The sequence below is a fragment of the Lentzea nigeriaca genome, from assembly GCF_016907955.1.
Taxonomy (GTDB): Bacteria; Actinomycetota; Actinomycetes; order Mycobacteriales; family Pseudonocardiaceae; genus Lentzea; species Lentzea nigeriaca.
On sequence record NZ_JAFBCX010000020.1, the window covers coordinates 104,495 to 127,916 of the forward strand.

Sequence of the window (23,422 nt, forward strand, 5' to 3'; positions counted from 1 at the left end):
GGACTCATGAGGACCGTATTCACGACCTGCCCGCTCTGCGAGGCGACGTGCGGGCTGGAGCTGACCGTCGAGGGCGACCGCATCACGAAGGTGCGCGGCGACCGCGAGGACGACTTCAGCAAGGGCTTCATCTGCCCCAAGGGCGCCTCGCTCGGCACGCTCGACGCCGACCCTGACCGGCTGAGCACACCGCTGATCAAGCGCGACGGCGAGTTCCGGGAGGCGACCTGGGACGAGGCCTTCCGGTACATCGACGAACGGCTCAAGGACTTCCCGGACCGCGACTCGGTCGCGATGTACCTGGGCAACCCGGTCGTCCACTCGCTCGCCGGCGGCCTCTACGCGGGGCCGCTGCGCAAGGCGCTGGGCAGCCGCAACGTGTTCACCGCCAGCACCGTCGACCAGATGCCCAAGCACGTCCAGTGCGGCCACATGTACGGCAGCATCTTCTCGATCCCGGTACCCGACATCGACCGCACCGACTTCATGCTGGTGCTGGGCGCGGACCCGTTCTCGTCCAACGGCAGCCTCTGGACCGTTCCGGACGCGCCGGGCCGGTTCAAGGACCTGCGGAAGCGCGGTGGCCGGTTCGTGGTCGTCGACCCGCGCCGCAGCCGCACCGCCCAGGCCGCGGACCAGCACGTCGTGATCAGGCCGGGCACGGACGTGTTCCTGCTGCTGGCGTTGATCCACGAACTGTTCGCGCAGGACCTGGTGAACCTGCGCGACCTCGCCGGGCACGTCACCGACCACACGGTGATCCGCTCGCACGTCGAGCCCTTCTCCCCGGACGCCGTCGCGGAACGGACCGGCATCGACGCGGCCACCATCCGCGCGTTGGCGAGGCAGTTGGCCGGTGCCGAACGCGCCGCGGTGTACGGCCGCATCGGCACGACGACCGTGGAGTTCGGCACGGTCGCGTCGTGGGCGGTCGACACGCTCAACATCCTCACCGGCAACCTCGACCGGCCCGGTGGCGTGATGTGGCCGCTGCCCGCGCACAGCAAGCGCGGACCCGGCCGCGGCAAGGGTTTCGGCATCGGCCGCTGGCACAGCCGGGTCAAGGGACATCCCGAGGTGATGGGGGAGTACCCGGCCGTCACGATGGTCGACGAGATCGAGACGCCCGGCGAGGGCCAGGTGCGGGCGTTGTTCACGATCGGCGGCAACCCCGCGCTGTCGCTGCCGAACTCGGCCCGCGTGAACGACGCTCTGTCCTCATTGGACTTCATGGTCAGCGTTGATCCGTACCTCAACGAGACCACCCGGCACGCGGACGTCATCCTGCCGACGCCACCGCCGTCCCGTCGCGACCACTACGACATCGCGTTCCTCAACAACTCCGTGCGCAACGTCGTGAAGTACTCGCGGGCGGCGATTCCGCTGGAAGAAGGCAGGGTCGACGAGACGGACATCTTCTTCCGGCTCGCCACGATCTTCAGCGGCCTGGGCCCATCAGCTGATCTGGACGCGATCGCCGCGATGCAGCTCGCCGGCCTGAAGCAGCAGCTCGGGGTCGACTTCGAACCCGAGGGCGAGACTCGCGAGGAACGCCTGCTGGACCTGAAACTGCGCACCGGCCCGTACGGGGTGTCGCTGCGGCAGCTGCTGGAGAACCCGCACGGCATCGACCTCGGCCCGCTCACCTCGCGGTTGCCGGAGATCCTGCGTACGCCGTCGGGACGGATCGAACTCACGCCGCAGCCGATCATCGACGACCTCCCGCGCGTGCTGAAGGCGTTGGAGAACCCCGAGACCGACATGGTGCTGATCGGCCGCAGGCACCTGCGCACCAACAACTCGTGGATGCACAACGTGCCCGCGCTGGTGAAGGGCAAGCCGTTGTGCACGCTGCTGGTCAACACCGGCGACGCCCACCGCCTGGGCCTCACCGACGGCGCGACTGCCCAGGTCACCTCGCGCGTCGGCAAGGTCGAGGTGCTGGTCGAGGTCACCGACGACATCGCGCCCGGCGTCGTCTCGATGCCGCACGGCTGGGGCCACGACCAGCCGGGTACTCAGCTCTCGGTCGCCAGTGAGCACGCCGGGGTGAACGTCAACCTCCTCACCGACGACCTCCGCATCGATCCGCTCTCGGGCACCGCCGTCCTGAACGGCACCCGCGTGCAGGTCGTGCCCGCCTAGAGATCAACGACGCCCCTAGGAGCCGCCATGACCGCCGAAGTCACCAGCCCGAACGCGGTGCAAGCCATCCGCTGCATAGCCGACCTGCCGTTCCTGGCGGAGCAGGCGTACGGCGACGCGGTGGCGTGGCGGTTCAAGCGGCACGGCGAGTGGCGCGAGCAGACCTACGCCGAGGTCTCCGAGCTGGTGCTGGACCTCGCGTCGGGGTTCGTCCACGCCGGACTGAAGGCGGGTGACCGGGTCTGCGTGCTCGCGAACACACGTCCTGAGTGGACGGCGGTCGAGCTGGCGGTGCTCGCGGCGGGCGGCATCGTCGTGCCGATCTACCCGTCGAGCACGGCGGAGGAGATCGCCTGGGTGGCAGGCGACTCCGGCGCGTCGATCGTGGTGGCCGAGAACGAGGCCCAGTGCGTCAAGGTCGAGGTCGTCAGGGATGAACTCCCCGAACTGCGAACAGTTTTCACGATCGAGCCTGCCGGTGACCGGCCGACGCTCGCCGATCTGCAGGACACCGGCCGCACGTCACCGCTGGCCGACGAACTGGACGCCCGTCGTGCCGCGATCAGGCCCGAGGACCCCGGCCTGATCATCTACAGCTCCGGCACCACGGGTCCGCCCAAGGGCTGCGTCCTGACCAACGCGAACTGGGTCGCGTTGTGCCGGGTCGCCGAAGAAGCCCGCATCGACGCGATGACCGGCACCGTCTATCTGTTCCTGCCGCTGGCGCACGTCTTCGCGCAGATCGTCATGTTCGGCACCATGTACCGCGGCGGCGCGCTGGCGTACTACGGCGGCGACATGACGGCGATCGTGCCGGAGCTCGCCGAGGTGAAGCCGACGTTCCTGCCGTCGGTGCCGCGCATCTTCGAAAAGATCTACACGTTCGTCACGGCCGCCGTGCCGCCCGAGCAGCTCTCCCAGGCTGTCTCGTTGGGACTGGAGGTGCGGCGCAGGCGTTCGGTCGGCGAACCGGTTCCGCAGGAGATGGCGGCGGCGTTCGAGCAGGTCGACGCGCTGTTCGCCAAGGTACGGGCCGTGTTCGGTGGACGGCTCGTGCAGGCGCTGTCCGGTGCAGCGCCGATCTCCCGCGAGGTGCTGCAGTTCTTCCACGCGGCCGGGGTGCCGGTGCTCGAGGGCTACGGCATGACCGAGTCGACCGCGGTCGGCACCATCAACACGTTGGAGAGCTTCAAACTCGGCTCGGTCGGCGCGTCCGGTGTGGCGGGCCTCGAGATGTCCGTTGCGGACGACGGCGAACTGCTGATGCGGGGCCCGCACGTCTTCGCGGGCTACTGGCGCAACGACGAGGCGACCGCTGCCACGATTCAGGACGGCTGGCTGCACACCGGCGACCTCGGCGAGATCGACGCGGACGGTTTCGTCACGATCACGGGCCGCAAGAAGGACATCATCATCACCGCGGGCGGCAAGAACATCGCGCCGGCCAACGTGGAGAACGTCCTGCGCCAGTCCCGCTGGATCTCGCACGCGATCCTGTTCGGCGACCGCAAGCCCTACTGTGTGGCACTGCTCACACTCGACGCCGACGAGATCGTGCCGTGGGCGACCGCGCGGGGATTGCCGTCCGACCTCGAATCCTTGGTGGGTCACCCGGACGTGCGAGCACTCGTGCAGGAAGTTGTCGACGAAGCGAACTCGCACTTCGCCAGTGTTTCCCAGGTGAAGAAGTTCGTGCTGCTCAGCCGCGATCTGTCCCAGGAGGAGGGCGAGCTCACCCCGACGTTGAAGGTCAAGCGCAACGTGGTGCACCGCCTTCACTCTGCGTTGTACGAAGGGCTGTACGAGTAACCCGTACGTACGAGAAATCCAAAAACACGTACATCCACCCTGGCGGATTCGGTCCGCTCAGGGCAGAGTGGAGCACCAGCGGCGCTTGGCCCCCTCCCCCCTCGGGCCCAGCCGCTTCGCGGCCCCGGCTCACGGCGTACTCCCCCCAGACGCCCTGCCGGGGCCGCTTGTTTTGTCGATGACCTTCCTCCACGTCGGTGGAGGAAGGTTCCCTTCATCACTTGCGGGGTGGGGTGGTGGTTCCACGCACGATCAGTTGTGTCTCCGCCACGATCTGCGGAACATCCGTGTTGTCCGAGTCGAGCCAGTCGAGCAACAGGTTCACGGCGGTGCGTCCCGCCTGTGCCACGGGCATTGCCACCGTTGTCAACGGGGGCGAGCACAGCGCCGCGTACGTGAGGTCGTCGAACCCCGTCACGGACACGTCACCGGGAACCGAGATCCCGCGGTCCCGCAGCCGCGCCAGGACACCCAGCGCCACGATGTCGTTGTAGGCCACGATCGCGGTCGTGTCGGCCGCCACGGCCAGATCGGCAGCCTGCAAACCACCCTCGTAGCGCGGCGCGAACGGTCCGAGATCCACCAGATCCACGCCGTGCTGGGCAACCGCTGACATCAGGCCGCGGCGACGCTCCTGGTTGGACCACGACGTGCGCGGCCCGTTGAGGTAGGCGATCCGCCGGTGTCCCAACGCGACGAGGTGGTCGATGATGGCGTGCATGCCCCCGGCCGAGTCCATCAGCGCGGCGGGCACACCCGGCAGCCGCCGATTGAGCAGCACGAGCGACGTCGCCCCTGCCACCTCGTAGATCTGCGAGTCCTCCAGGCCGGGCGCGCACAGCACGACGCCGTCGACCTGCTTGGCCATCGCGTGCACGAGCTTCGCCTCGGTGACCGGGTCCTCGTCGCTGTCCGCCACAAACACCGCGTAGTCGGCCTGCATCGCCCGCGCCTGCACGGCCTTGAGCACGCCCGTGAAGAACGGGTTGTCGAGGTCCGGCACGACGATGCCGATGTTGCCGGTCTTGCCCGTGATCAGCCCTCTGGCCGCCCGGTTGGGCTGGTAGCCGAGGTCGGAGGCGGCAGCCAGCACCCGTGACCGGGTCTCCGGACGCACCAGCTCGGGAGATGTCAGCGCACGCGAAACGGTGGCGACCGATACGTGCGCCCTGCGTGCCACGTCGCGGATGGTGACTGCCACTTGTACCTCACCCTCAACTGCCGGTTGAAACAATCATGACGGGTCAGGTGTTAAGCCGGATCCTTGAGTCTCGTGACGAGCTGCGTCGGGTTGACGAACCGCAGCGCGATCACCAGGAGCAGCAGCATAGAACCGGTGTAGATCACGGCCATCGAGTCGACCATCTGTTGTGGCCGGATGCCCGCCGACGACATCGCCTCGTACAGCGACACGACCAGGGTCTGGCTGGTCGGCCCCGCGGTGAGGAACGTCAGTTCGAACATGCCCACCGTCCGCACGAGCACGAGGATCGATGCTGCCAGGATGCCCGGCACCAGCAAGGGGGCCAGCACGCGGGTGAAGATGGCGACTGTGTTGGCCCCGCACATCCGCGCCGCCGACTCGATCTTCGTGTCGATCTGCTCGATGAACGGTGTCATGGTCAGCACCACGAACGGTACGGCCGGCACGAGGTTCGCCGCGATCACCCCGGCCATGCTGCCCGCCAGGTGGAATTTGTACAGCACCGTGGCGAGCGGGATGCCGTACGTCATCGGCGGCATCAGGATCGGCAGCAGGAACAGCACGTTGAGCAGCTTCTTGCCGGGGAAGTTCCGGCGTGCCAGCGCGTACGCCGTCGGCACTCCGATGAGGACGGAGATGACGACGACCGCGATCGCGACCTGGAACGTCACGGCCAGCACGTCCAGCAGCCGGTAGTCGCGCCACGCCTCGCCGTACCACTTGCCGGTGTACCCGTTCGGCAGCCAGGTGCCGAACCACGACTCGGCGAACGAGTTCGTGACGACGGCGCCGACGATGCCGACGAGGTTCAGCATGAAGAAGATCAACGCGCCCCAGGTCAGCCACACGATCGGACGTGCTTTCATCCCTTGCCTCCCGTCGCGCCGCGGTAGAGGGTCGTGCGCCAGATCAGCACCACGCCGATCACGATCAGCATCACCAGCGCCATCAGCATCGCGATCGCCGAGCCCATCGCGAAGTCGTTGTCCCGCAACGCCGTCTCGTACGCGGCGATCGACATCACGTGTGTCTCGCCGGCCGGGTTGCCGACCATGACGGCGGACGGGAACACGGAGAACGCGAGCACGAACGACAGGCAGAACGTGACCGCGAGACCTGGTGCGAGCAACGGCATCGTGATGGTCCGGAACCGTTGCCGTTTCGAGGCTCCCAGGGTCGCCGCCGCCTGTTCCAGCGTCGGGTCGATGCCCGACAGGTACGACAGGGTGAGCAGGAACGCGAACGGGAAGCCGGTGATGACGAGCGAGAACAGCACACCCCAGTAGTTGTGGGTGAGCTTCGCCGGTTCGTCCGCGCCCAACGCGATCCAGATGCGGTTGAACCACCCCGTCGGGCCGAAGAACGCGAGCAGCCCTTCCGCCGTCAGCACGGTGCCGAGGGTGATCGGGACGACGAGCAACGTGGTGAGCGCTCGCTTGCCCCGGAACCTGCCGCGCATCCGGAACGCGATCGGGATGGACGCCAGCACGTTGAACAGCGCCGCCGGCAGACCGAGCCGCAACGTGATCCACACCGTCTCTGCCGAATACTCGTCCGAGAAGAACGTGATGTAGTTCTGGAACGGGTTCCCGCCGCCCTTCGGCTGGAACGACAACTGCAGCCCGTACAGGAACGGATAGACGAACAGCAGCACCACGAACACCGCGCCCGGCACCAGCAGCCACAGCACGCGGTCGACGCCCTTCTCGGCCAGCCGGTGCTTCAGCGAGGCCCGTTCCAGTGATCTCTGGTCGCGCAGCGATGGGAGCGCCGTCATGAGAACACCAGCACTCGTTCGACCGGCACCCTCAACCTGATGGCGTCGCCGGGAGCCAGCCGCGAGTTCGTGCGGACGTGCAGCTGCGTGCCGTCCCGCAGCCGCGCCTCCACCGCCTGCTCACGACCGTGGTACTCGACGATCTCGACGGTGGCGTCGAGCGTGTTCTCCCCGGCCTCGGTGACCACCGCGAAGTCTTCCGGCCTGACCGCGGCGACAGCCGAATCGGCAACCTCTTCGCTTTTGACGCCAACGAGTTCGACGCCGTCCGCCCGCACGGTCGCCCGCTCGTCGTCCTGTGCCGTCACGGTCACCGGGATCATGTTGCGGTAGCCCATGAACCCCGCCACGTACCGGTTGACCGGGTGCGCGTAGACCTCCTCTGGCGAGCCGACCTGCTGCACCTCGCCCAGCCGCAGCACCACCAGGCGGTCGGCGAGAGCCAGCGCCTCCTCCTGGTCATGCGTGACGTAGACGGTCGTGAGCCCCAATGACTGGTGCAGCCGGCGGATCTCGGTGCGCATCTCCAACCGCAGTGCGGCGTCCAGATTGGACAGTGGTTCGTCCATCAGGACCAACGGCGGCTCCAGCACGATCGCGCGGGCGATCGCCACCCGCTGCTGCTGACCGCCGGAGAGCTGGGCCGGGAACTTGTGCTGGTGCTCCTCCAGCTGGACGAGCCGCACGGCCTCGTCCACCCGCCGGGTCAGCTCGGCCCTGGGCGTCTTGCGCATCGACAGGCCGAAGCCGACGTTGCGCCGCACCGACATGTGCGGGAACAGCGCGTAGTTCTGGAACACCATCCCGAACCCGCGCTTCTCCGGCGGCAGGTCGTCGATCCGCCTGCCGTCCAGCGTGATCCGCCCGCCCGTCAACGGCAGCAGGCCCGCGAGGCAGTTGAGCGCCGTCGACTTCCCGCAGCCCGACGGCCCGAGCAGGGCGACGAACTCGCCGCCCTTGATCGTCAGGTCCATGCCCTTGAGGGCAACGGTGTCCCCGAACACGCGCCGCACGTGGTCCAGGTGCAGCTCCGCGAAGCGTTGCCCCGCCACTACTTCTTACCGATCTCTCGGTCCCACCGCTGGAACGCCTTGACCTGCTGCGCGGCCGGCAGCGACGTCTCCTTGGGATTGTCGGAGATCAGCTTGTCGTACTCGGCGCGGCCGAACTTCGCGATGGCGTCCTTGGACTCCTGCGGCGCCATGTCGAGCGTGACGTCCTTGACCGCCGGGCCGGGGTAGAAGTACCCCTTGTCGTAAGCCTTCGCCTGTTGCTTGGGGTCCAGCATGAACTTGACGAGCGCCAGGTTCGCCGCCAGCACGTCGGACGACACTCCCTTCGGGACGACGGCGTAGTGCGCGTCGGTGACCCAGTGGAAGCCCTTGAACGTCACGATCTTCATGCCCTCCGGCACCGAGCCGAGCACGCGCGGGTTGATGTCCCAGCCGGTGGTGGAGGCGACCATCCACGACGTGCCGTTCGCCAGGTTCTTCATGACGTCGGTCGTGCCGCCGGGGTAGTTGTCGACGTACTGGCCCAGGTCCTTCAGGTACGCCCAGGTCTTCTCCCAGCCCTTCTCCGGGTCCTTGGGGTCGGAGTCGCCGAGCAGGTAGGGCAGTCCCATGAGGAACGTCCTGCCGGGACCGGAGTTCGCCGGCCGCGCGTACTGGAACTTGCCGGGGTGCGCCTTGGCCCACTCGAGCAGCTCGGCGGGTGACGTCGGTGGCGTCGGCACCTTGGCCGGGTCGTACTCCAGCAGCGGGCCGGCGGGGTAGTAGGTGACGGCGACGCCCTGGCCCTGCGCGAGCTTCTGCATCTCCCACGCGGGCGGGAGGTAGGTCTTCTCCAGGTCGGGCAGCTTCGCCGAAAATCCGGGGAGCAGTTCGTAGACGAGTTTCTGCTCGATGACGGACGACAATCCGTCCGTACCGGTGAGCACGAGATGCGTCTGGGAGGTACCGGAGTTCTGCTCGGCCTTGAGCTTGCCCGGCATGTCCGGCGCCGTCGCCTTGGTGTAGTTGACCTTGCTGACGAAGTCCGGGTTGGCCTTGACGAACTCGTCGATCATGCCTTGGGTGAGCTGCAGGTTGCCGGCCACGTCGAGCACGTTGAGCTCGACGGGTTTCGACGGCTTGTCCGGGACGGTGGTGGGCGCGTTCTGCGCCTGCGGGGTCTCCGGCGCACCACACGCCGTGACCACCAACAGGGCGGGGATGACGAGCTGTAACTTCCTTGTCCAGCGCATCTCGGGGCTCCCTAACTGACTCTGGACCTGGCGCTCGAAAACGTTTACGGTTTTTCTGTAACACTCGTACACCCGCCGCCGGGTCGAACGCAATGCCGCCGCACAACCCATTCCCGACGAAAGTGGGAGGTTCCTGTGGCACCCCGTTCACGGCGGTTGCCGGTCACCAGAACCGGCATCCTGGCCGCTGCCGTCGCAGTGGCGGTGACCTCGCTCGTCTCCGCGGCACCTCAGGCTTCTGCCGCGGATGTCCTGCTGTCCCAAGGCAAACCCGCGACCGAGTCGTCGTCAGGCGGCGCGAACTACGCGCCCAAGAACGCCTTCGACGGCAACTCGGGCACGCGCTGGGCCAGCAAGGCGAACATCGATCCGGCCTGGATCCGCGTCGACCTCGGCGCGTCCGCGAACATCAGCCGGGTCCGGCTGCAGTGGGACCTCTCGTGCGCCAAGGCGTACCGGGTCGAGACCTCCGACGACGACTCGAGCTGGACGTCGATCCACAGCACGGCCGACGGCAAGGGTGGCGTCGAGGACCTGACGGTCACCGGGCGCGGCCGTTACGTCCGCGTCTACGGCACGACTCGGTGCCGCACCGGCACGTCGTACGGCTATTCCCTGCAGGAGTTCCAGGTCTTCGGCAGCACCGGCATCGTGGACCCGGAGCCGCCGTCGCCGCCGTCGGACCTCGTCGCGTCGGAGATCAAGTCCGACTCGGCGAAGCTGACGTGGAAGGCCGCGACGGACAACGTCGGCGTCACGTCCTACGACATCTACAACCTCGGCCAGTTCCAGAAGACCGTGCCGGGCAACACCCTCAACACCGTCATGACCGGGTTGAAGCCGAACGTGAGCTACGGCTTCTACGTCAACGCGCGTGACGCGGCGGGCAACGTCTCGCAGGCGTCGAACACCGCGGAGTTCAAGACCCCGCCCGCGCAGGACGACCCGATCCCGCCGACCGCGCCGAAGAACCTGCGCTCCACCGGCGTGACGGCGAACTCCGTGTCGCTGGCGTGGGATCCGGCGACGGACAACGTCGGCGTGACCCGCTACGAGGTCTACGCGGGATCGACGAAGGTCGGTGACGCGACCGGCACGTCCGCGACCATCGGCGGGCGCACCGCCAACACCGAGTACACCTTCACGGTCAAGGCTTTCGACGCGGTGGGCAACGCCTCGCCGGACTCGAACGCGGTGACGGTGAAGACACGTTCCGGCGGCGACCAGGTCGGTGCCGTCACGCAGATCGCGACCGACAACGACGTGCCGTGGGGCCTCGCGTTCCTGCCGAACGGCGACGGCATCTACTCGCGCCGCGACGCGCAGGACATCGTGCGGATCACGCCGTCGGGCCAGAAGACCAGTCTGGGCAAGGTTCCCGGCGTCTCCGGCACCAACGGCGAGGGCGGTCTGCTCGGCATCGAGCTGTCGCCGACGTTCGCCGCGGACGGCCTGATCTACATCTACCACACGGCTTCCGGCGACAACCGGATCGTGCGGGCGAAGATCGAGGGCAACTCGCTGACCGGCTGGCAGACGCTGCTGACCGGCATCCCGCGCAACAAGTTCCACAACGGCGGCCGCCTGCGCTTCGGCGCCGACGGCAAGCTCTACGCGGGCACCGGCGACGGCCAGAACGGCGCGAACGCCCAGAACAAGCAGAACCTCGGCGGCAAGGTCCTGCGCCTGAACCCGGACGGCTCCGCGCCGGCCGACAACCCGTTCTACGGCGACGGCGGCAACGCGCGGTACGTCTGGACCTACGGCCACCGCAACGTCCAGGGCCTCGCCACGGACTCGCAGGGCCGCATGTGGCAGGCCGAGCTCGGCAACTCGAACATGGACGAGGTCAACCTGCTGCAGAAGGGCGGCAACTACGGCTGGCCTTCGTGCGAGGGCACCTCTGGTTCGTGCGGCGGTTACGTGGCGCCGAAGAAGACCTTCTCGGTCGGCTCGGCCTCTCCGTCGGGTCTCGCGATCGTGAACGACGTGCTGTTCCTCGCCGCCCTGCGCGGCGAACGCCTGTACCGCATGCAGATCAACGGCTCGTCGATCGGCACCACCACGTCGCACTTCCAGGGCACCTACGGCCGGTTGCGCACGCCGGAACCCGCCCCGGACGGCTCGCTGTGGGTCACCACGTCCAACGGCGACAAGGACTCCACGGCGGGCAACAGCAACACCAAGCTGTTGAAGGTGGCACTCAACTAGCAGCCGCGCTTCGATCATGAAGATCGCGCTCTCATGGCTGCCAACTGCATGGTTGGCAGCAGGTGGGGTGATCGGCAGACGTTTGCGTCAGCATTTCTCTACCGCCATCTCGGCAGCGACCTGCATGAGAGCGCGACCATCCGGGCTTTCGGAGACGAGCACCAGACCGCCCCCTGCCCGACTCAACGGAGTACAACCAAGCCGCGACGCTCTACTGGAAGCCTTGAGGGGGCACCTTGTCGCGAGGTGCCCCCTCAGGGTCAGGCGGCTCGCGGCCGTCTGCGGCGCGCGAAGATCGTGGTGACCACGTACCCGGGAAACACCAGCTGTGCTCCCGCCAAGGAAACCGTCCGATCAGGACACCCGCAGGCCGTTCAGCAGCAGGGTGATCAACCGGCGCGGGTCGTAACGCGGGTCGTCGCCCCTTCCGATGCACAGGTTCCCGATTCCGCGCATCAGCTCGTACGGCTGGATCCCGTCCTGGATCTCACCGGCACGGATCGCCGCGTCGAGCAGCTCCCCGCACACGGGCCCCAGCCGGTCGAGGAAGTACACGTGCAACGCCTCGAAACCGCTGCTGTCGGACTGCAACGCGCTCGCGAGCCCGTGCTTGGTCACCAGGAAGTCGACGAACAGATCGACCCACCGCCGCAACGCGGCCAGCGGCGAGTCCTCTTCGGACAGCAACGCCGGGCCCGCCTCCGCGCACGCCTCGACCTGGTGCCGGTACACGGCGACGACGAGGTCCGCGCGGGTCGGGAAGTGGCGGTAGATCGTCCCCATCCCGACGCCCGCCTCGGCCGCGATCTCGCGGATGGGCGCGTCGACGCCGGACCTGACGAACACCTCGGCCGCCGCCGCGAGCAACGTCTGCTCGTTGCGCACGGCATCGGCCCGCTTGCGTGGTGGCACAGCGCCCCCTTCCGGACGGTTGACAAAGCGGAACAGCGCTCCGTATCGTTCCGGAACGTCGCTCCACTTACGGCGACAGACTACTCGAAGGGGAACCGATGACCGTCTTCACGGTGAGTCCTGTCGTGCTCGAAATTCCCGGAAGGCCCGTTGACCTGCAGTTGAAGGTCTCGGCGCCGACCGAGGGCAGCGAGTTGCCGATCATCCTGCTGTCGCACGGCCAGGGCTACTCGAACCACCTCTCCTCGCTGAACGGCTACGCGCCGCTCGCGAACCACTGGGCCGAGCAGGGCTTCGTCGTCCTGCAGCCGACGCATCTGAGCTCCCGCACCCTGAACCTGCCCGCCGACACCCCCGGCGCGCCGATGTTCTGGAAGCAGCGCGCCGAGGACATGTCGGCGATCATCGACCGGCTCGACGAGATCGAGAAGGCCGTGCCGCAGCTGCAGGGCCGCCTCGACCACACGAAGATCGCGGTCGCCGGCCACTCGATGGGCGGGCACACCGCGAGCCTGCTGCTGGGCATGACGACCGAGGGCGTCAGCCTCAAGGACGAGAGGATCAAGGCAGGCGTGCTGCTCGGCTCCACCGGCCGCGGCGAAGGGCTCACCGACGCCGTCAAGGGGAGCTATGCGTTCATGCTGACGCCGGACTTCAGCGACATGACCACTCCGGCACTCGTCGTCGCGGGTGACAAGGACGGCTCCGAGCACCTCACGGTCAACGGCCCGGAGTGGCACACGGACCCGTTCCACCTGTCGCCCTCCCCGAAGGATCTCCTGGTGCTGGAGGGCGGCGAGCACGGGCTCGGCGGCGTCTCCGGGTACGACGTCGCCGAGACCACGGACGAGAACCCGGAGCGGGTCGCGACCGTGCAGCGGCTCACCACGGCCTACCTGCGCAGCCAGTTGCACGGGACGGCCGACTGGCAGCAGGAGGCGCTAGTGGGCGTTGGGTTCCGGGTTGACTCCCGGCCGTGACAGGAACTCGAAGTCACAGCCTTCGTTCGCCTGAGTGATGTGCTCGTAGTACAAAGCGCCGTACCCGCGTTCGAACTTCGGCGGCGGCGCGGTCCATGCGGCCTTTCGCCGTGCCATCTCCTCGTCGGAGATCTCCACGCGCAGCACCCGCGCCTCGACGTCCAGCGTCACGAGGTCGCCGTCCCGCACCAGCGCCAGCGGCCCACCCACGTGCGCCTCCGGCGCGACGTGCAGAACGCAAGCGCCGTAAGAAGTTCCGCTCATCCGCGCGTCTGACACGCGCACCATGTCCCGGACGCCCTCCTTCAGGAGCTTGTCCGGGATCGGCAGCATCCCGTATTCCGGCATGCCGGGCCCGCCCTTGGGGCCTCCACCGGCCAGCACGATCACCGAATCCTTCGTCACGTCGAGCGACGGCTCGTTGATCCGTGCCTGCAAATCCTTGTACCCGTGGAAAACCACGGCGGGCCCGGTGTGCTTCCACAAGGAAGGATCAGCCGCCACGTACTTGATCACCGCGCCGTCCGGCGCCAGGTTGCCGCGCAGCACAGCCAGTCCACCCTCGACGGAGATCGGGTCGTCCACCGGCCTGATCACCGCGGAGTCGTGGACCTCCGCGCCCTCCAGGTCCTCGCCGAACGTCCGCCCGGTCACCGTGATCCGCTCGAGGTGCAACGAATCCCGCAACCGCGACAGCAACCCGCGCAGCCCGCCGGCGTAGTAGAAGTCCTCCATCAGGTGCTCGCCAGCGGGCTGCACCGAGGCCAGCACGGGGACTTCGCGCGACAACCGGTCGAAGTCGTCCAGCGACAACGGGATCTGCGACCGCCCGGCCATCGCGATGAGGTGGATGTACGAGTTCGTCGAGCCGCCCAACGCCAGCACCGTTCGGATGGCGTCCTCGTACGCCTCGGCGGACAGCACGTCACCGATCGTCAGTCCCTCGCGAACCATCTCCACGACCCGCGTCCCGGAGGCAGCCGCCATCCGGTAGTGCGCCGAGTCGACCGCCGGAATCGACGACGCGCCAGGCAAAGTCAGGCCCAACGCCTCCGCGGCCGCGGTCATCGTCGAGGCGGTGCCCATCGTCATGCACGTGCCCGGCGAGCGGGCCAGCCCGGACTGGATCTCCGCCCAGTCCGCAGAGGAGATCGTGCCCGCCCGCTTCTCGTCCCAGAACCGCCACATGTCGGTGCCGGACGCGAGCTTCTCGCCACGCCAGTTGCCGCGCAGCATCGGTCCGGCAGGCACGAAAACCGTGGGCAGACCGGCGGAAGCGGCACCCATCAGCAACGCGGGCGTGGTCTTGTCGCACCCGCCCATCAGCACAGCGCCGTCGACGGGGTAGGAGCGCAGGATCTCCTCCGTCTCCATCGACAGCATGTTCCGGTACAGCATGGGCGTCGGCTTCTGGTACGTCTCCGACAGCGTGGACACCGGGAACTCCAGCGGATATCCGCCCGCTTCCCAAACCCCGCGCTCGACCTGCTTCGCCCGCTCGCGCAAGTGCATGTGGCACGGGTTGATGCCGCTCCACGTGTTCAAGATGGCGATCACGGGCTTGCCGAGGTGCTCCTCGGGGTTCATGCCCAACTGGCGCATCCGGGCGTTGTGCGAGAACGCCCGCAACCCCTCGCCCTCGAACCACTCCGCGCTGCGTAGATTCCTTTGGGCAGGCTTCACAGGAGGCTCCACGAGTTCAGCAGCACACCGACAGCCGACCGGTCGGCCTCGCTCAGGGCGCTGGCTGGCGGCCGCACGTCCCGGCGGCACAACCCCAGCTGTGCCAACGCTTCCTTCACCACCGACACGTTGTTCGCCGACTCGTTCGCCGCCCGCAGCTCCTCGAACTTCCTGATGAACTCCCAGAACTCCATCGCCGCGCCGAACTCCCCGGCCTGCAGGCACCGGAACAACTGCACCGACAGCTGCGGCGCCACGTTCGCCAGTCCTGAGGTGAATCCCGTCGCGCCGACGGCGAAGTAGCCGGGCGCCGACAGCTCGGCCAGCCCGGCGATCCACGTCAGCCGGTCCAGCCCGGCGTCCCGCGCCACCGAGGCGAACCGGACCGGGTCCGGCACCGCGTACTTCACGCCGACGACGTTCGGGCAGGCGTCCACCAGCGCGGCGATCTGCGCGCCCCCGATCCGCGGGTTGCGCACGTAGAGGATCACGCTCAGCTCGGGCACGGCCGACGCGATCGCCCGGTGGTAGTCGACCCACCCGTCCAGCGACACGTACGGGTGCACCGGCTGGTGGATCATGATCCCGTTCGCCCCTGCCCGATCCGCGAACCGGGCGGCGGCGACGGCGGTCCCCAGGTCGTGCCCGACACCGGCGACGATCGCGGCACGATCCCCGACGGCGTCCACGGTGATGGAAAGCGCGCGCTCGGTCTCCGCTGCCGACAACGTGTAGAACTCGCTCGTGTTGCCGTTCGGCGTGACGACCGAGACTCCGCCCTCCACCATCCGGTCCACGATCGCGGCGTAGTTCTTCTCGTCGATCGCACCGTCGGCGTCGAACGGCGTGACGGTGATCGCCACGACGGACGCGAGCCGCTCGGAGAGGTCATCGAACGCCATCGGGAAGCTCCTCAACTACTCGGTCGGCGAAGGTCTGGATGTGGCGGCGGAGGAGTTCGCAGGCGAGGTCGTCCTCGCCCCGCACGGCGGCGGCGAGGATCGCGCGGTGCTCGGCGGCCTCGTCGTCCCAGGTCGGGCAGATGCCCCACCCGGCGACGGTGATCAGTGCGGCCTGGTCGCGCAGACCGTCCAGGATCTGGATCATCAACGGGTTGCCGCAACCGGCGTACAGCGCGCGGTGGAAGCGGCGGTTGACGAGCGACCGCTGGGCAAGGTTCTTTCGGGCCAGGTCGGAGACGTCCTCCAACGCGGAAGCGGCTTCCTCGAACGAGGTACCCAGCGCGATCGCGCGCCGCAACGCCTCCGGTTCCAGCAGCATCCGCACCTCGTAGACGGATCCGGCCATCGCGGCGTCGACCGTGCGGACTGAGGCTCCCTTGTACGGGCTCATCACGACGAGCCCCGAACCGGCGAGCGTCTTGAGCGCCTCGCGCACCGGCGTCTTGGAGACGTTGAGCGCGGCCGCGAGATCTGTTTCCACGAGCGCCTGACCGGGCTTCAGCTTTCCGTTGAGAATCGCTTCTTTGATCGATTCCAGAACGAAGTCGGTACGCGACGCGGGAGGCGCTTCCGCCCGGTCATACATCATATATGAGACCCTAGGAGCTCTCAGACGCCCAGGTCAAGCCTCTCCTGTGGGCTGAGCAACCTCCGTGTATCTGCGTTGAACCAAGTTCCTCGGGCGCTCGTTTTGAAGGTGTCGGTCACCGCAACCACGCGGGACTGGAGAAGGAGAAATAAGTGAGTCGTTCCGCGTGAACCGTGTCCATTGCCGCGTCCGCCAGCGCATGGCACCGAACGTCCTGGGCACCAACGAGTTGAACGAGATCGACACATGCTGATGGAAGAACTGCCACCGGAGGCCGCACTCGACGGCCCTCCGCGCGACGCGGACCACCTGCTGCAGCGCACGCTGGGCACGGTCCGCGAAGAGAGACACCAGGCCGTGCGACGCCGAGGGCGCGTCACGGCCCTGACCTCGACCTTCATGGTCGCCGGCGTGCTCGCCGGCGGCGTCTGGCTGGGCCAGGGCATGGGGGTCGGCGGCACGGACGAAGGCGAGACGTTGCAGGGAACCTCCGCGGCCGGCGCGCACCTGGCCGTGCAGGTCACCGACACCGAGGGCGGCCTGAGGCTGGTCGCCACCGTCGACGGCATGCAGGACGGGGAAGCCTGCTGGCTGGTCGTGCACACGAAGGACGGACGCACCTTCACCGCGGGCTCGTGGCGAGCGCACGAGGGCGAGGTCACGCTGGCCGGGGCCGCGATGGTGCGGGCGGGTGACGTGGCCAGGGTCAGCGTGGTGGACCACCATCGCCAGACGCTGGTCACCGCGAGCTAGTGAGACACGCCCCTGTTGCCTTCGTGATCGGCTTGGCAAGCTGTAGCGGTGGCCCCGAACAAACCGACGACCATCGCGATAGCGGCGGTCGCGGCCATCGTCGTCGGGGTCTCCGCGGTGCTGCTCTGCGGCGCGTCCAGCGGTAAACGACCGGCTGACCAGTACGTGCGCGAACTGGACCAGGTGCTGAACGAGCCGGAGAGGCCCAGCGTCGTCATCCTGTGCGGTACGAACGAGGAACGGCACCTCAACGCCGACAACCCCGTGGTCTCGCCCGGCATCCCGTTCGGCGCACACCACACACACGAGTACGTGGGTAACAAGTCGGCCGATGCGATGTCGACCAACGCCTCTCTCGCGGCCGCGCCCACGACGTGCGAGAAGGACGACCGCTCCACCTACTACTGGCCGGTGCTCCGCCTGACGGACGGCACGGGCCACGACGCGCACGCCGACGGCGGCGGGCTGCACGGCAACACCGGCGAGGTGCTGAAGCCCAAGAGCGTGGAGATCCGGTACGAGGGCAGCCCGGTGAGCGACGTGCTGCCGATGCCGCGGTTTCTTCGCCTGATCACCGGCGACCCGTCGGCGTTTACCAACAACTACGGCCCGAACGTCCGGGCCAAGTGGGGCTGTGCCGACAAACCCGGTCGGTACACGACGAGGTACCCGCTGTGTGGGAGCGCGACCACGCTGCGCAGCTTCGACTTCGGCAGCTGCTGGGACGGCAACAACACCGACAGCGCCTCCCACCGCAAGCACGTGGTGTTCCCGCTGGCGGGTGGTGTCTGCCCGCCGAGGACGTTCCCGATCCCGCGCCTGCGCGTCACCGTGGGGTACGACGTGCCCGCCGGCCGCCCGTTCGCGATCGACAGCTTCCCCGAGGAGCTGCGCGACCCGGCGACCGACCACGCGATGTCCATCAACGTGATGCCGGAGGCGCAGATGAGTGACCTCGTCAAGCGCCTCAACCACTCGCGGCACTAGCATCCCCTCAACTTTTTCAGAAACCTCTTTGAACCGAAGCCCGCTTTCGCTCGTGTGTCGGCTGAGGTCTTGAACAGAACGCCCGCAAGAGGTGTTCGCGGGCGGGGAGGAGTGGGTGGATGGCGGCTTTGTTCTCCCGCAAACGGGAGACCGCGGCCGACGAGGCATTGATCCGATCGCTCTACGAGGAGCACGGTCGGGCATTGCTTGCGTACGCGACGCGGTTGACCGGCGACCGGGCGGCTGCCGAGGACGTGGTCCAGGAGACCCTCGTCCGAGCATGGCGCCACCCCGACGCCCTCGTGAACGGCAAGGGATCGGTGCGCGGCTGGTTGCTGACCGTGGCGCGCAACATCGTCACCGACCGGGTGCGGGCCAAGGCCGCGCGTCCGCAGGAGGTGGCCGAGTCGCCGGCGACACCACCGATCGAGCGCGACCACGCCGATCAGGTCGTCGACTCCGTGGTGGTGCTGGAGGCGCTCGACAGGTTGTCCTCCGACCACCGCGATGTGCTGATGGAGATCTACTTCCGCGGTCGCAGCGTGACGGAGGCGGCGGAAGCGCTCGGGGTACCACCGGGCACGGTTAAATCAAGATCGTATTACGCGTTGCGAGCCCTGAGGGAGACGTTCGTCGGTCAACAGGTCGCACTGAAGGGGGTGGCCGGATGACCACGCAGCACGACCCGCAGCTGCTCGGTGCCTACGTTCTCGGAGCACTGGACGAGCAGGAGGTGCGCGAGATGGACGAGCACCTGGCGTCCTGCCCTGACTGCGCGCGCGAGCTCGAGGACCTCCGCGCCATGGAGGCCTACCTCGGCGAAGTGCCGCCGGAGGCCATGCTCGACGGGCCGCCGGAGGGCGGCGATCTGTTGTTGCAGCGCACGCTCCGCCAGGTGCGTGCGGAACGAGGCGGCGTCGCGCGACGTCGTCAGTTCGCGTTGGGAGCCGCGGCAGCCGTCGTGGCGGCCCTGGTGCTGGGTGCCGGTGTCTTCGTCGGCAAGGCGACCTCGCCGGACGTCACGGCTGCCCCCTCGCAGACCGTGGCACCGGATCCGTCGGGCACCAAGCTCGCGACGTTCACCGACCCGGTGACCAAGGCGTCGATGACCGTCAAGGTCATTCCCGCCGCGGGCTGGGTGCGCACGAGCATCGCGGTCAACGGCATTCCCGAAGGCGAGAAGTGCCGGATCTTCGTGGTGGCGAAGGACGGCAGCCGTCAGGAGGCCGGTTCCTGGGTGGTGTCCAAGAAGGGCGCCGCCGAGGGCGCGAGCCTGGACGGTGCCGCGCTCGTGGCACCCGACGACGTCAAGTCCGTGCTGGTCGAGAACTTCGCGGGCAAGAAGTTCGTCGAGGTGCCGATTCAGGCCTGACCGAGGGGTTGAGAAAAGGAGGGGCCGTCCGTTCGCGGGCGGCCCCTCCGCCTCGTCACGGCTTGAGGACGACTTTCCCCACCGTGGCACGGGATTCCAGCGCCTCGTGCGCCTTGGCGGCGTCCTTCAACGCGAACGGCGGGTTGATCAGCGGCACGAACCGGCCGCTCGCGAGCCCCGCCATCGACTCGTCCTCCAGCGCGCGGATCCCGCGCCGCATCAGGCCGGGCCCGAGCGCGACCGTCGCGGTAAGGCTGCCCGCGAACAACACTTCCGTGCTGATCGCGGTCATCGAACCGGAGGCCCAGCCGTAGATGATCTGCCGTCCGCCCACGCCGAGCGTCCTCAACGCGGTTTCCCCGACCTCACCGCCGACGCCGTCGAGCACGACGGTCATGTCCTTGATCCCGTCCGCCCACCCAGGCCGGGTGTAGTCGATGGCGGCGTCCGCGCCGTTGTCCATCACGTAGTCGAGCTTCTCTCCGCTCGCCAGCCCGATGACCCGCGCACCGACGTTGCGCGCCTCCTGCACGAACAACGCACCCATGCCGCCCGCCGCCGACGTCACCAGCACCACGTCGTCCTCGGTGAGCTTCGCGGCGTCGAGGACCGCGACGACGGTGCGGCCGGTGCCGATCATCGCGACCGCGGCCTCGAACGACACGTCGTCCGGAAGTGCGTGCAGCGCCTCGACTTTCGCGACGGCCAGCTCCGCGTAGCCGCCGTTGGCCTGGCCGAGGTGCGCGACGACCCTGCGGCCCAGCCACTCGGGTGAGACGTCGTCACCGAGCGCCGTGACGACGCCGGCGACCTCCCTGCCCGGCGTCGTGGGGAAGTCGACGGGGCCGAACCCGCCTCTGCGGATCGTCGTGTCGACGAGGTGGACGCCGGCCGCGGCCACCGCCACGCGACCTGGCCGGTGGCGGGCTCCGGGTCGGGAACCTCTTCGAAGAGCAGGTTCTCCGCCGGGCCGAACTCGTACTGCCGAATCGCGAACATGCCTCGAACGCTAGGAGCTCCACTTAACTGGAGGTCAACACCGTGGCGGTGCGCCCGTCCGTCCCGACCTCTACTCGGCCGAGCAGTGGCAGAAAGGGGGCTATCTGCCGCTGAAGTCAGCCGTCGGTTCGTGAGCGCTCGACCCACTGCAGGATGCCGTGCGCCCCGCAGTCCCTGGCGGTCGCCTCGGCTTCGTCGAGCAGTGCCAGCTCGCCCTCGCGGTCGCCGCTTTCCGCCGCCACCTGCGCGAGGGCGAGCAGGCCCGCCGCGACACCGGGCTGGAAACCGATCTTCCGGCGCAGTTCCACGGACTCCTCGAGCTTGCGGCGCCCGGACTCCCTGTCGCCGTTGGCGAGGTCCGCGAAACCCAGGTGGCGGACGGCGTAGGACCTGGTCAGGTCGTCACCCGACTCGACGGCCAGCCGGTAGGACCGTTCCAGGAACGGCAGGCCCTCCTCGTCGCCGTTCCGCACGACCTGGTGGAAGCAGCCGATCCAGAACAGCGCCTCGGCTTCGCCCTGTGCGTCGCCGAGCCGGTGGTACAGCTCGGCCGCCTGCTCGAAGAGCGGGAGTTCGCGCGGATCCTCCTGGCGGTCCTGGAGAAACCTCGCGTGCAGGACGCGGCCGCGGGCGAGCGCGAGATCGGCTTCCGCGGCGTCCAGCTCGCGGTCGGCCTGGGTGAGCGCCTCCGCGTCACCGCCGAACACTGCCTGCTCGTAGAGTTCCCTGGCCCGTTCGGCCAGACCGTTCGTGTGCACCGCTGCCCCCATTCGTCTCACTCTAGTAGCGTGTCGCAGCTATCTCTGGGGATGTGGCCGGCAGGCAGCCGCGCTTCGATCATGCAGATCGCGCTCTCATGGCTGCCAGCTGCACGGTTGGCAGCAGTTGGGGTGGTCAGCAGACGTTTGCGTCAGCGTTTCTCTACCGCCATCTCGGCAGCGACGTGCATGAGAGCGCGACCATCCGGGCTTTCGGTGACGAGCACCAGACCGTCCAGCCCCCTGCCCTACTCAACGGAGCACGACCAAGCCGCGACGCTCACTCTAGTAGCGTGTCGCAGCTATCTCTCGCGCTGTGGCCGGCAGGCAGCCGCGCTTCGATCATGAAGATCGCGCTCTCCTGGCTGCCAACTGCACGGTTGGCAGCAGTTGGGATGATCAGCAAACGTTTGCGTCAGCATTTCTCTACCGCCATCTCGGCAGCGACGTGCATGAGAGCGCGACCATCCGGGCTTTCGGTGACGAGCACCAGACCGCCCAGCCCCCTGCCCTACTCAACGGAGCACGACCAAGCCGCGACGCTCACTCTAGTGCGCGATCATCACGTGCTTGACGCGCGTGTAGTCCTCCAGCCCGTGCATCGAGAGGTCCTTGCCGTAGCCGGAAGCGCCGAACCCGCCGTGCGGCATCTCCGACGCCACAAGGCCATGCGTGTTGACCCACACGATGCCGAAGTCGAGCCGCGCCGTCAGTGCCGCGGCCCGGCCCGTGTCCCTGGTCCAGATCGACGACGCGAGCCCTTGCGGCACACCGTTGGCCAGCTCGACCGCCTCGTCGTCGGAGCCGAACGACTGCACGGTGATCACCGGCGCGAACGCTTCCTCCTGCACCAGCTCGTCGTCCTGCGCGAGTCCGGAGACCACGGTGGGCTCCAGGAAGAACCCGGCAGTGCCGTGCTGCTTCCCTCCACAGTGGATGGTCGCGGACGACCGGGCCAGCAGCCCCAGCACGCGGTCCAGCTGCGCCTTGCTGTTCAACGGCCCGAAGTCGGTCCCGGGCACCTGTGCCGACGCGGCCTTCACCAGCGCCGCGACGAACTCGTCGTGCACCGCCGAGTGCACCAGCACGCGCGTGGCGGCCGTGCAGTCCTGACCGGCGTTGTAGAAGGCAGCGCCCACAACGCCTTCAGCGGCCGCGGCCACGTCCACGTCGTCGAACACCAGAACCGGCGCGTTGCCGCCGAGTTCGAGGTGCGTGCGCTTCACCGTCGCGGCGGCGCTGCGGGCCACCTCGATGCCGGCCCGGGTTGAGCCGGTCAGCGACACCATCGCGGGCACCGGGTGCTCGACCAGCGCCCGGCCGGTGTCGCGGTCGCCCAGCACCACGTTGAACACGCCGGCGGGTAGCACCTGAGCGGCGAGCGAGGCCAGCAGCACCGTGGAGGACGGCGTGGTGTCGGCCGGCTTGAGCACGACCGTGTTGCCCGCGGCCAGCGCCGGGGCGATCTTCCACACGGCCATCATCAGCGGGTAGTTCCACGGCGTGATCTGCGCGATCACCCCCACCGGCTCACGCCGCTGGTACGAGGTGGCGCCGGGGACGTACTCGCCCGCGGCGGCGGTGCCCAGCGCGCGGGCGGCACCGGCGAAGAACCGTATCTGGTCCACGCACTGCGGAATCTCCTCGCCGAGCACGACCGAGCGGATCTTTCCGGTCTCGCGGATCTCGGCGTCGGCGACCTCCTCGGCGTGCGCCTCCAGCAGGTCCGCGAGCTTCAGCAACGCGAGCTGACGTTCGCCGGGAGTGGTCCGGGACCACGCGGGGAAGGCATCCGCGGCGGCACGCACGGCGGCGTCGACCTCGGCGGTACGGGAGACGACGGCTCGCCCGAACTCCTCGCCGGTGGCGGGGTCGACCAGCGCAGAGGTCTCGTCCGCGGGAACCGTCGTGCCGTTGATGAAGTTCGCGACGATCACGTGTGCTCCATAAGCTTGTTGATGTCCAGGACGAGGTGTTCTGGACGCCCAGGACGGCGGGGTGTGGCTGATGTGTGCTTGCCGCTGGGTGGCTCTCCG

The 23,422-nt window shown here is 68.3% G+C and carries 20 protein-coding genes; 8 read left to right on the forward strand and 12 right to left on the reverse strand.

The window, feature by feature from the left end; genetic code table 11:
• Positions 1-6 precede the first annotated feature (6 nt).
• Together JOD27_RS39425 and JOD27_RS39430 are read left to right on the forward strand one after the other, a co-directional pair.
• Positions 7-2,145 carry a molybdopterin oxidoreductase family protein gene (locus tag JOD27_RS39425; protein WP_204767465.1) on the forward strand — a complete coding sequence of 713 codons (2,139 nt, stop codon included), beginning with the start codon at positions 7-9 and terminating at the stop codon, positions 2,143-2,145.
• A gap of 27 nt (positions 2,146-2,172) precedes the next feature.
• Complete coding sequence (locus tag JOD27_RS39430) at positions 2,173-3,954, forward strand: AMP-dependent synthetase/ligase (protein ID WP_204767466.1); 1,782 nt, start codon at positions 2,173-2,175, stop codon at positions 3,952-3,954.
• 217 nt (positions 3,955-4,171) lie between these two features.
• Here JOD27_RS39430 and JOD27_RS39435 read toward each other — a convergent pair whose 3' ends face one another.
• Genes JOD27_RS39435 through JOD27_RS39455 form a run of 5 tightly spaced genes read right to left on the reverse strand, consistent with a single transcriptional unit; the run spans position 4,172 to position 9,180 of the window.
• Entirely contained in the window at positions 4,172-5,155 is a 984-nt protein-coding gene (locus JOD27_RS39435; protein WP_204767467.1) for a LacI family DNA-binding transcriptional regulator, read from the reverse strand.
• Between the two features lie 50 nt (positions 5,156-5,205).
• A complete protein-coding gene (locus tag JOD27_RS39440) occupies positions 5,206-6,024 on the reverse strand; it encodes an ABC transporter permease (RefSeq protein ID WP_204767468.1) in 819 nt (272 codons plus the stop codon).
• Complete coding sequence (locus JOD27_RS39445; protein ID WP_204767469.1) at positions 6,021-6,935, reverse strand: ABC transporter permease; 915 nt, start codon at positions 6,933-6,935, stop codon at positions 6,021-6,023. The genes JOD27_RS39440 and JOD27_RS39445 overlap by 4 nt, the downstream gene beginning before the upstream one ends.
• Complete coding sequence (locus JOD27_RS39450; RefSeq protein WP_307830590.1) at positions 6,932-7,987, reverse strand: ABC transporter ATP-binding protein; 1,056 nt, start codon at positions 7,985-7,987, stop codon at positions 6,932-6,934. Before JOD27_RS39450 ends, JOD27_RS39445 begins: the two co-directional genes overlap by 4 nt.
• Positions 7,987-9,180, reverse strand: coding sequence for an extracellular solute-binding protein (locus tag JOD27_RS39455; protein ID WP_204767470.1), 1,194 nt, complete (start codon positions 9,178-9,180; stop codon positions 7,987-7,989). Before JOD27_RS39455 ends, JOD27_RS39450 begins: the two co-directional genes overlap by 1 nt.
• A gap of 135 nt (positions 9,181-9,315) precedes the next feature.
• Here JOD27_RS39455 and JOD27_RS39460 point away from each other — a divergent pair, with 135 nt between their 5' ends.
• Positions 9,316-11,391 carry a PQQ-dependent sugar dehydrogenase gene (locus JOD27_RS39460; RefSeq protein WP_307830591.1) on the forward strand — a complete coding sequence of 692 codons (2,076 nt, stop codon included), beginning with the start codon at positions 9,316-9,318 and terminating at the stop codon, positions 11,389-11,391.
• A 354-nt stretch (positions 11,392-11,745) separates the two neighbouring features.
• Here the strand turns inward: JOD27_RS39460 and JOD27_RS39465 are convergent, their stop codons facing one another.
• Entirely contained in the window at positions 11,746-12,303 is a 558-nt protein-coding gene (locus JOD27_RS39465; RefSeq protein WP_204767471.1) for a TetR/AcrR family transcriptional regulator, read from the reverse strand.
• 98 nt (positions 12,304-12,401) lie between these two features.
• Between JOD27_RS39465 and JOD27_RS39470 the strand changes: the two genes are divergently transcribed.
• Entirely contained in the window at positions 12,402-13,283 is an 882-nt protein-coding gene (locus JOD27_RS39470; RefSeq protein WP_204767472.1) for an alpha/beta hydrolase family protein, read from the forward strand.
• Here JOD27_RS39470 and araD read toward each other — a convergent pair.
• From araD to JOD27_RS39485, 3 genes are read right to left on the reverse strand one after another with little or no spacing between them, the layout of a single operon-like run.
• Positions 13,245-14,966, reverse strand: coding sequence for an L-arabinonate dehydratase (araD, locus tag JOD27_RS39475; RefSeq protein WP_204767473.1), 1,722 nt, complete (start codon positions 14,964-14,966; stop codon positions 13,245-13,247). The two genes, JOD27_RS39470 and araD, sit on opposite strands and share 39 nt — an antisense overlap.
• Positions 14,963-15,868, reverse strand: coding sequence for a dihydrodipicolinate synthase family protein (locus tag JOD27_RS39480; protein ID WP_204767474.1), 906 nt, complete (start codon positions 15,866-15,868; stop codon positions 14,963-14,965). Before JOD27_RS39480 ends, araD begins: the two co-directional genes overlap by 4 nt.
• Entirely contained in the window at positions 15,855-16,517 is a 663-nt protein-coding gene (locus JOD27_RS39485) for a GntR family transcriptional regulator (protein ID WP_239571062.1), read from the reverse strand. The genes JOD27_RS39480 and JOD27_RS39485 overlap by 14 nt, the downstream gene beginning before the upstream one ends.
• 246 nt (positions 16,518-16,763) lie before the next feature.
• On the opposite strand from JOD27_RS39485, the gene JOD27_RS39490 reads away from it, so the two are divergent.
• The 4 genes from JOD27_RS39490 to JOD27_RS39505 all read left to right on the forward strand — a co-directional run bounded on the left by JOD27_RS39490 (position 16,764) and on the right by JOD27_RS39505 (position 19,629).
• The gene (locus JOD27_RS39490; RefSeq protein WP_204767475.1) at positions 16,764-17,270 is read left to right on the forward strand and encodes a hypothetical protein; all 507 of its coding nucleotides are present in this window, start codon (positions 16,764-16,766) and stop codon (positions 17,268-17,270) included.
• 48 nt (positions 17,271-17,318) lie between these two features.
• Positions 17,319-18,257, forward strand: coding sequence for a DUF1996 domain-containing protein (locus JOD27_RS39495; RefSeq protein ID WP_307830592.1), 939 nt, complete (start codon positions 17,319-17,321; stop codon positions 18,255-18,257).
• A 119-nt stretch (positions 18,258-18,376) separates the two neighbouring features.
• Positions 18,377-18,928, forward strand: a complete 552-nt coding sequence (locus JOD27_RS39500; protein ID WP_109637237.1) for a sigma-70 family RNA polymerase sigma factor — start codon at positions 18,377-18,379, stop codon at positions 18,926-18,928.
• On the forward strand, positions 18,925-19,629 hold the full coding sequence (locus JOD27_RS39505; RefSeq protein WP_204767476.1) for an anti-sigma factor family protein: 705 nt from the start codon (positions 18,925-18,927) through the stop codon (positions 19,627-19,629). Before JOD27_RS39500 ends, JOD27_RS39505 begins: the two co-directional genes overlap by 4 nt.
• A gap of 55 nt (positions 19,630-19,684) precedes the next feature.
• Here JOD27_RS39505 and JOD27_RS47005 read toward each other — a convergent pair whose 3' ends face one another.
• From JOD27_RS47005 to JOD27_RS39520, 3 genes are all read right to left on the reverse strand, one after another.
• Complete coding sequence (locus JOD27_RS47005) at positions 19,685-20,536, reverse strand: zinc-binding dehydrogenase (protein WP_307830593.1); 852 nt, start codon at positions 20,534-20,536, stop codon at positions 19,685-19,687.
• 208 nt (positions 20,537-20,744) lie between these two features.
• Entirely contained in the window at positions 20,745-21,398 is a 654-nt protein-coding gene (locus JOD27_RS39515; RefSeq protein ID WP_204767477.1) for a hypothetical protein, read from the reverse strand.
• 536 nt (positions 21,399-21,934) lie between these two features.
• Entirely contained in the window at positions 21,935-23,323 is a 1,389-nt protein-coding gene (locus JOD27_RS39520) for an aminobutyraldehyde dehydrogenase (RefSeq protein ID WP_204767478.1), read from the reverse strand.
• Between the last annotated feature and the right edge of the window lie 99 nt (positions 23,324-23,422).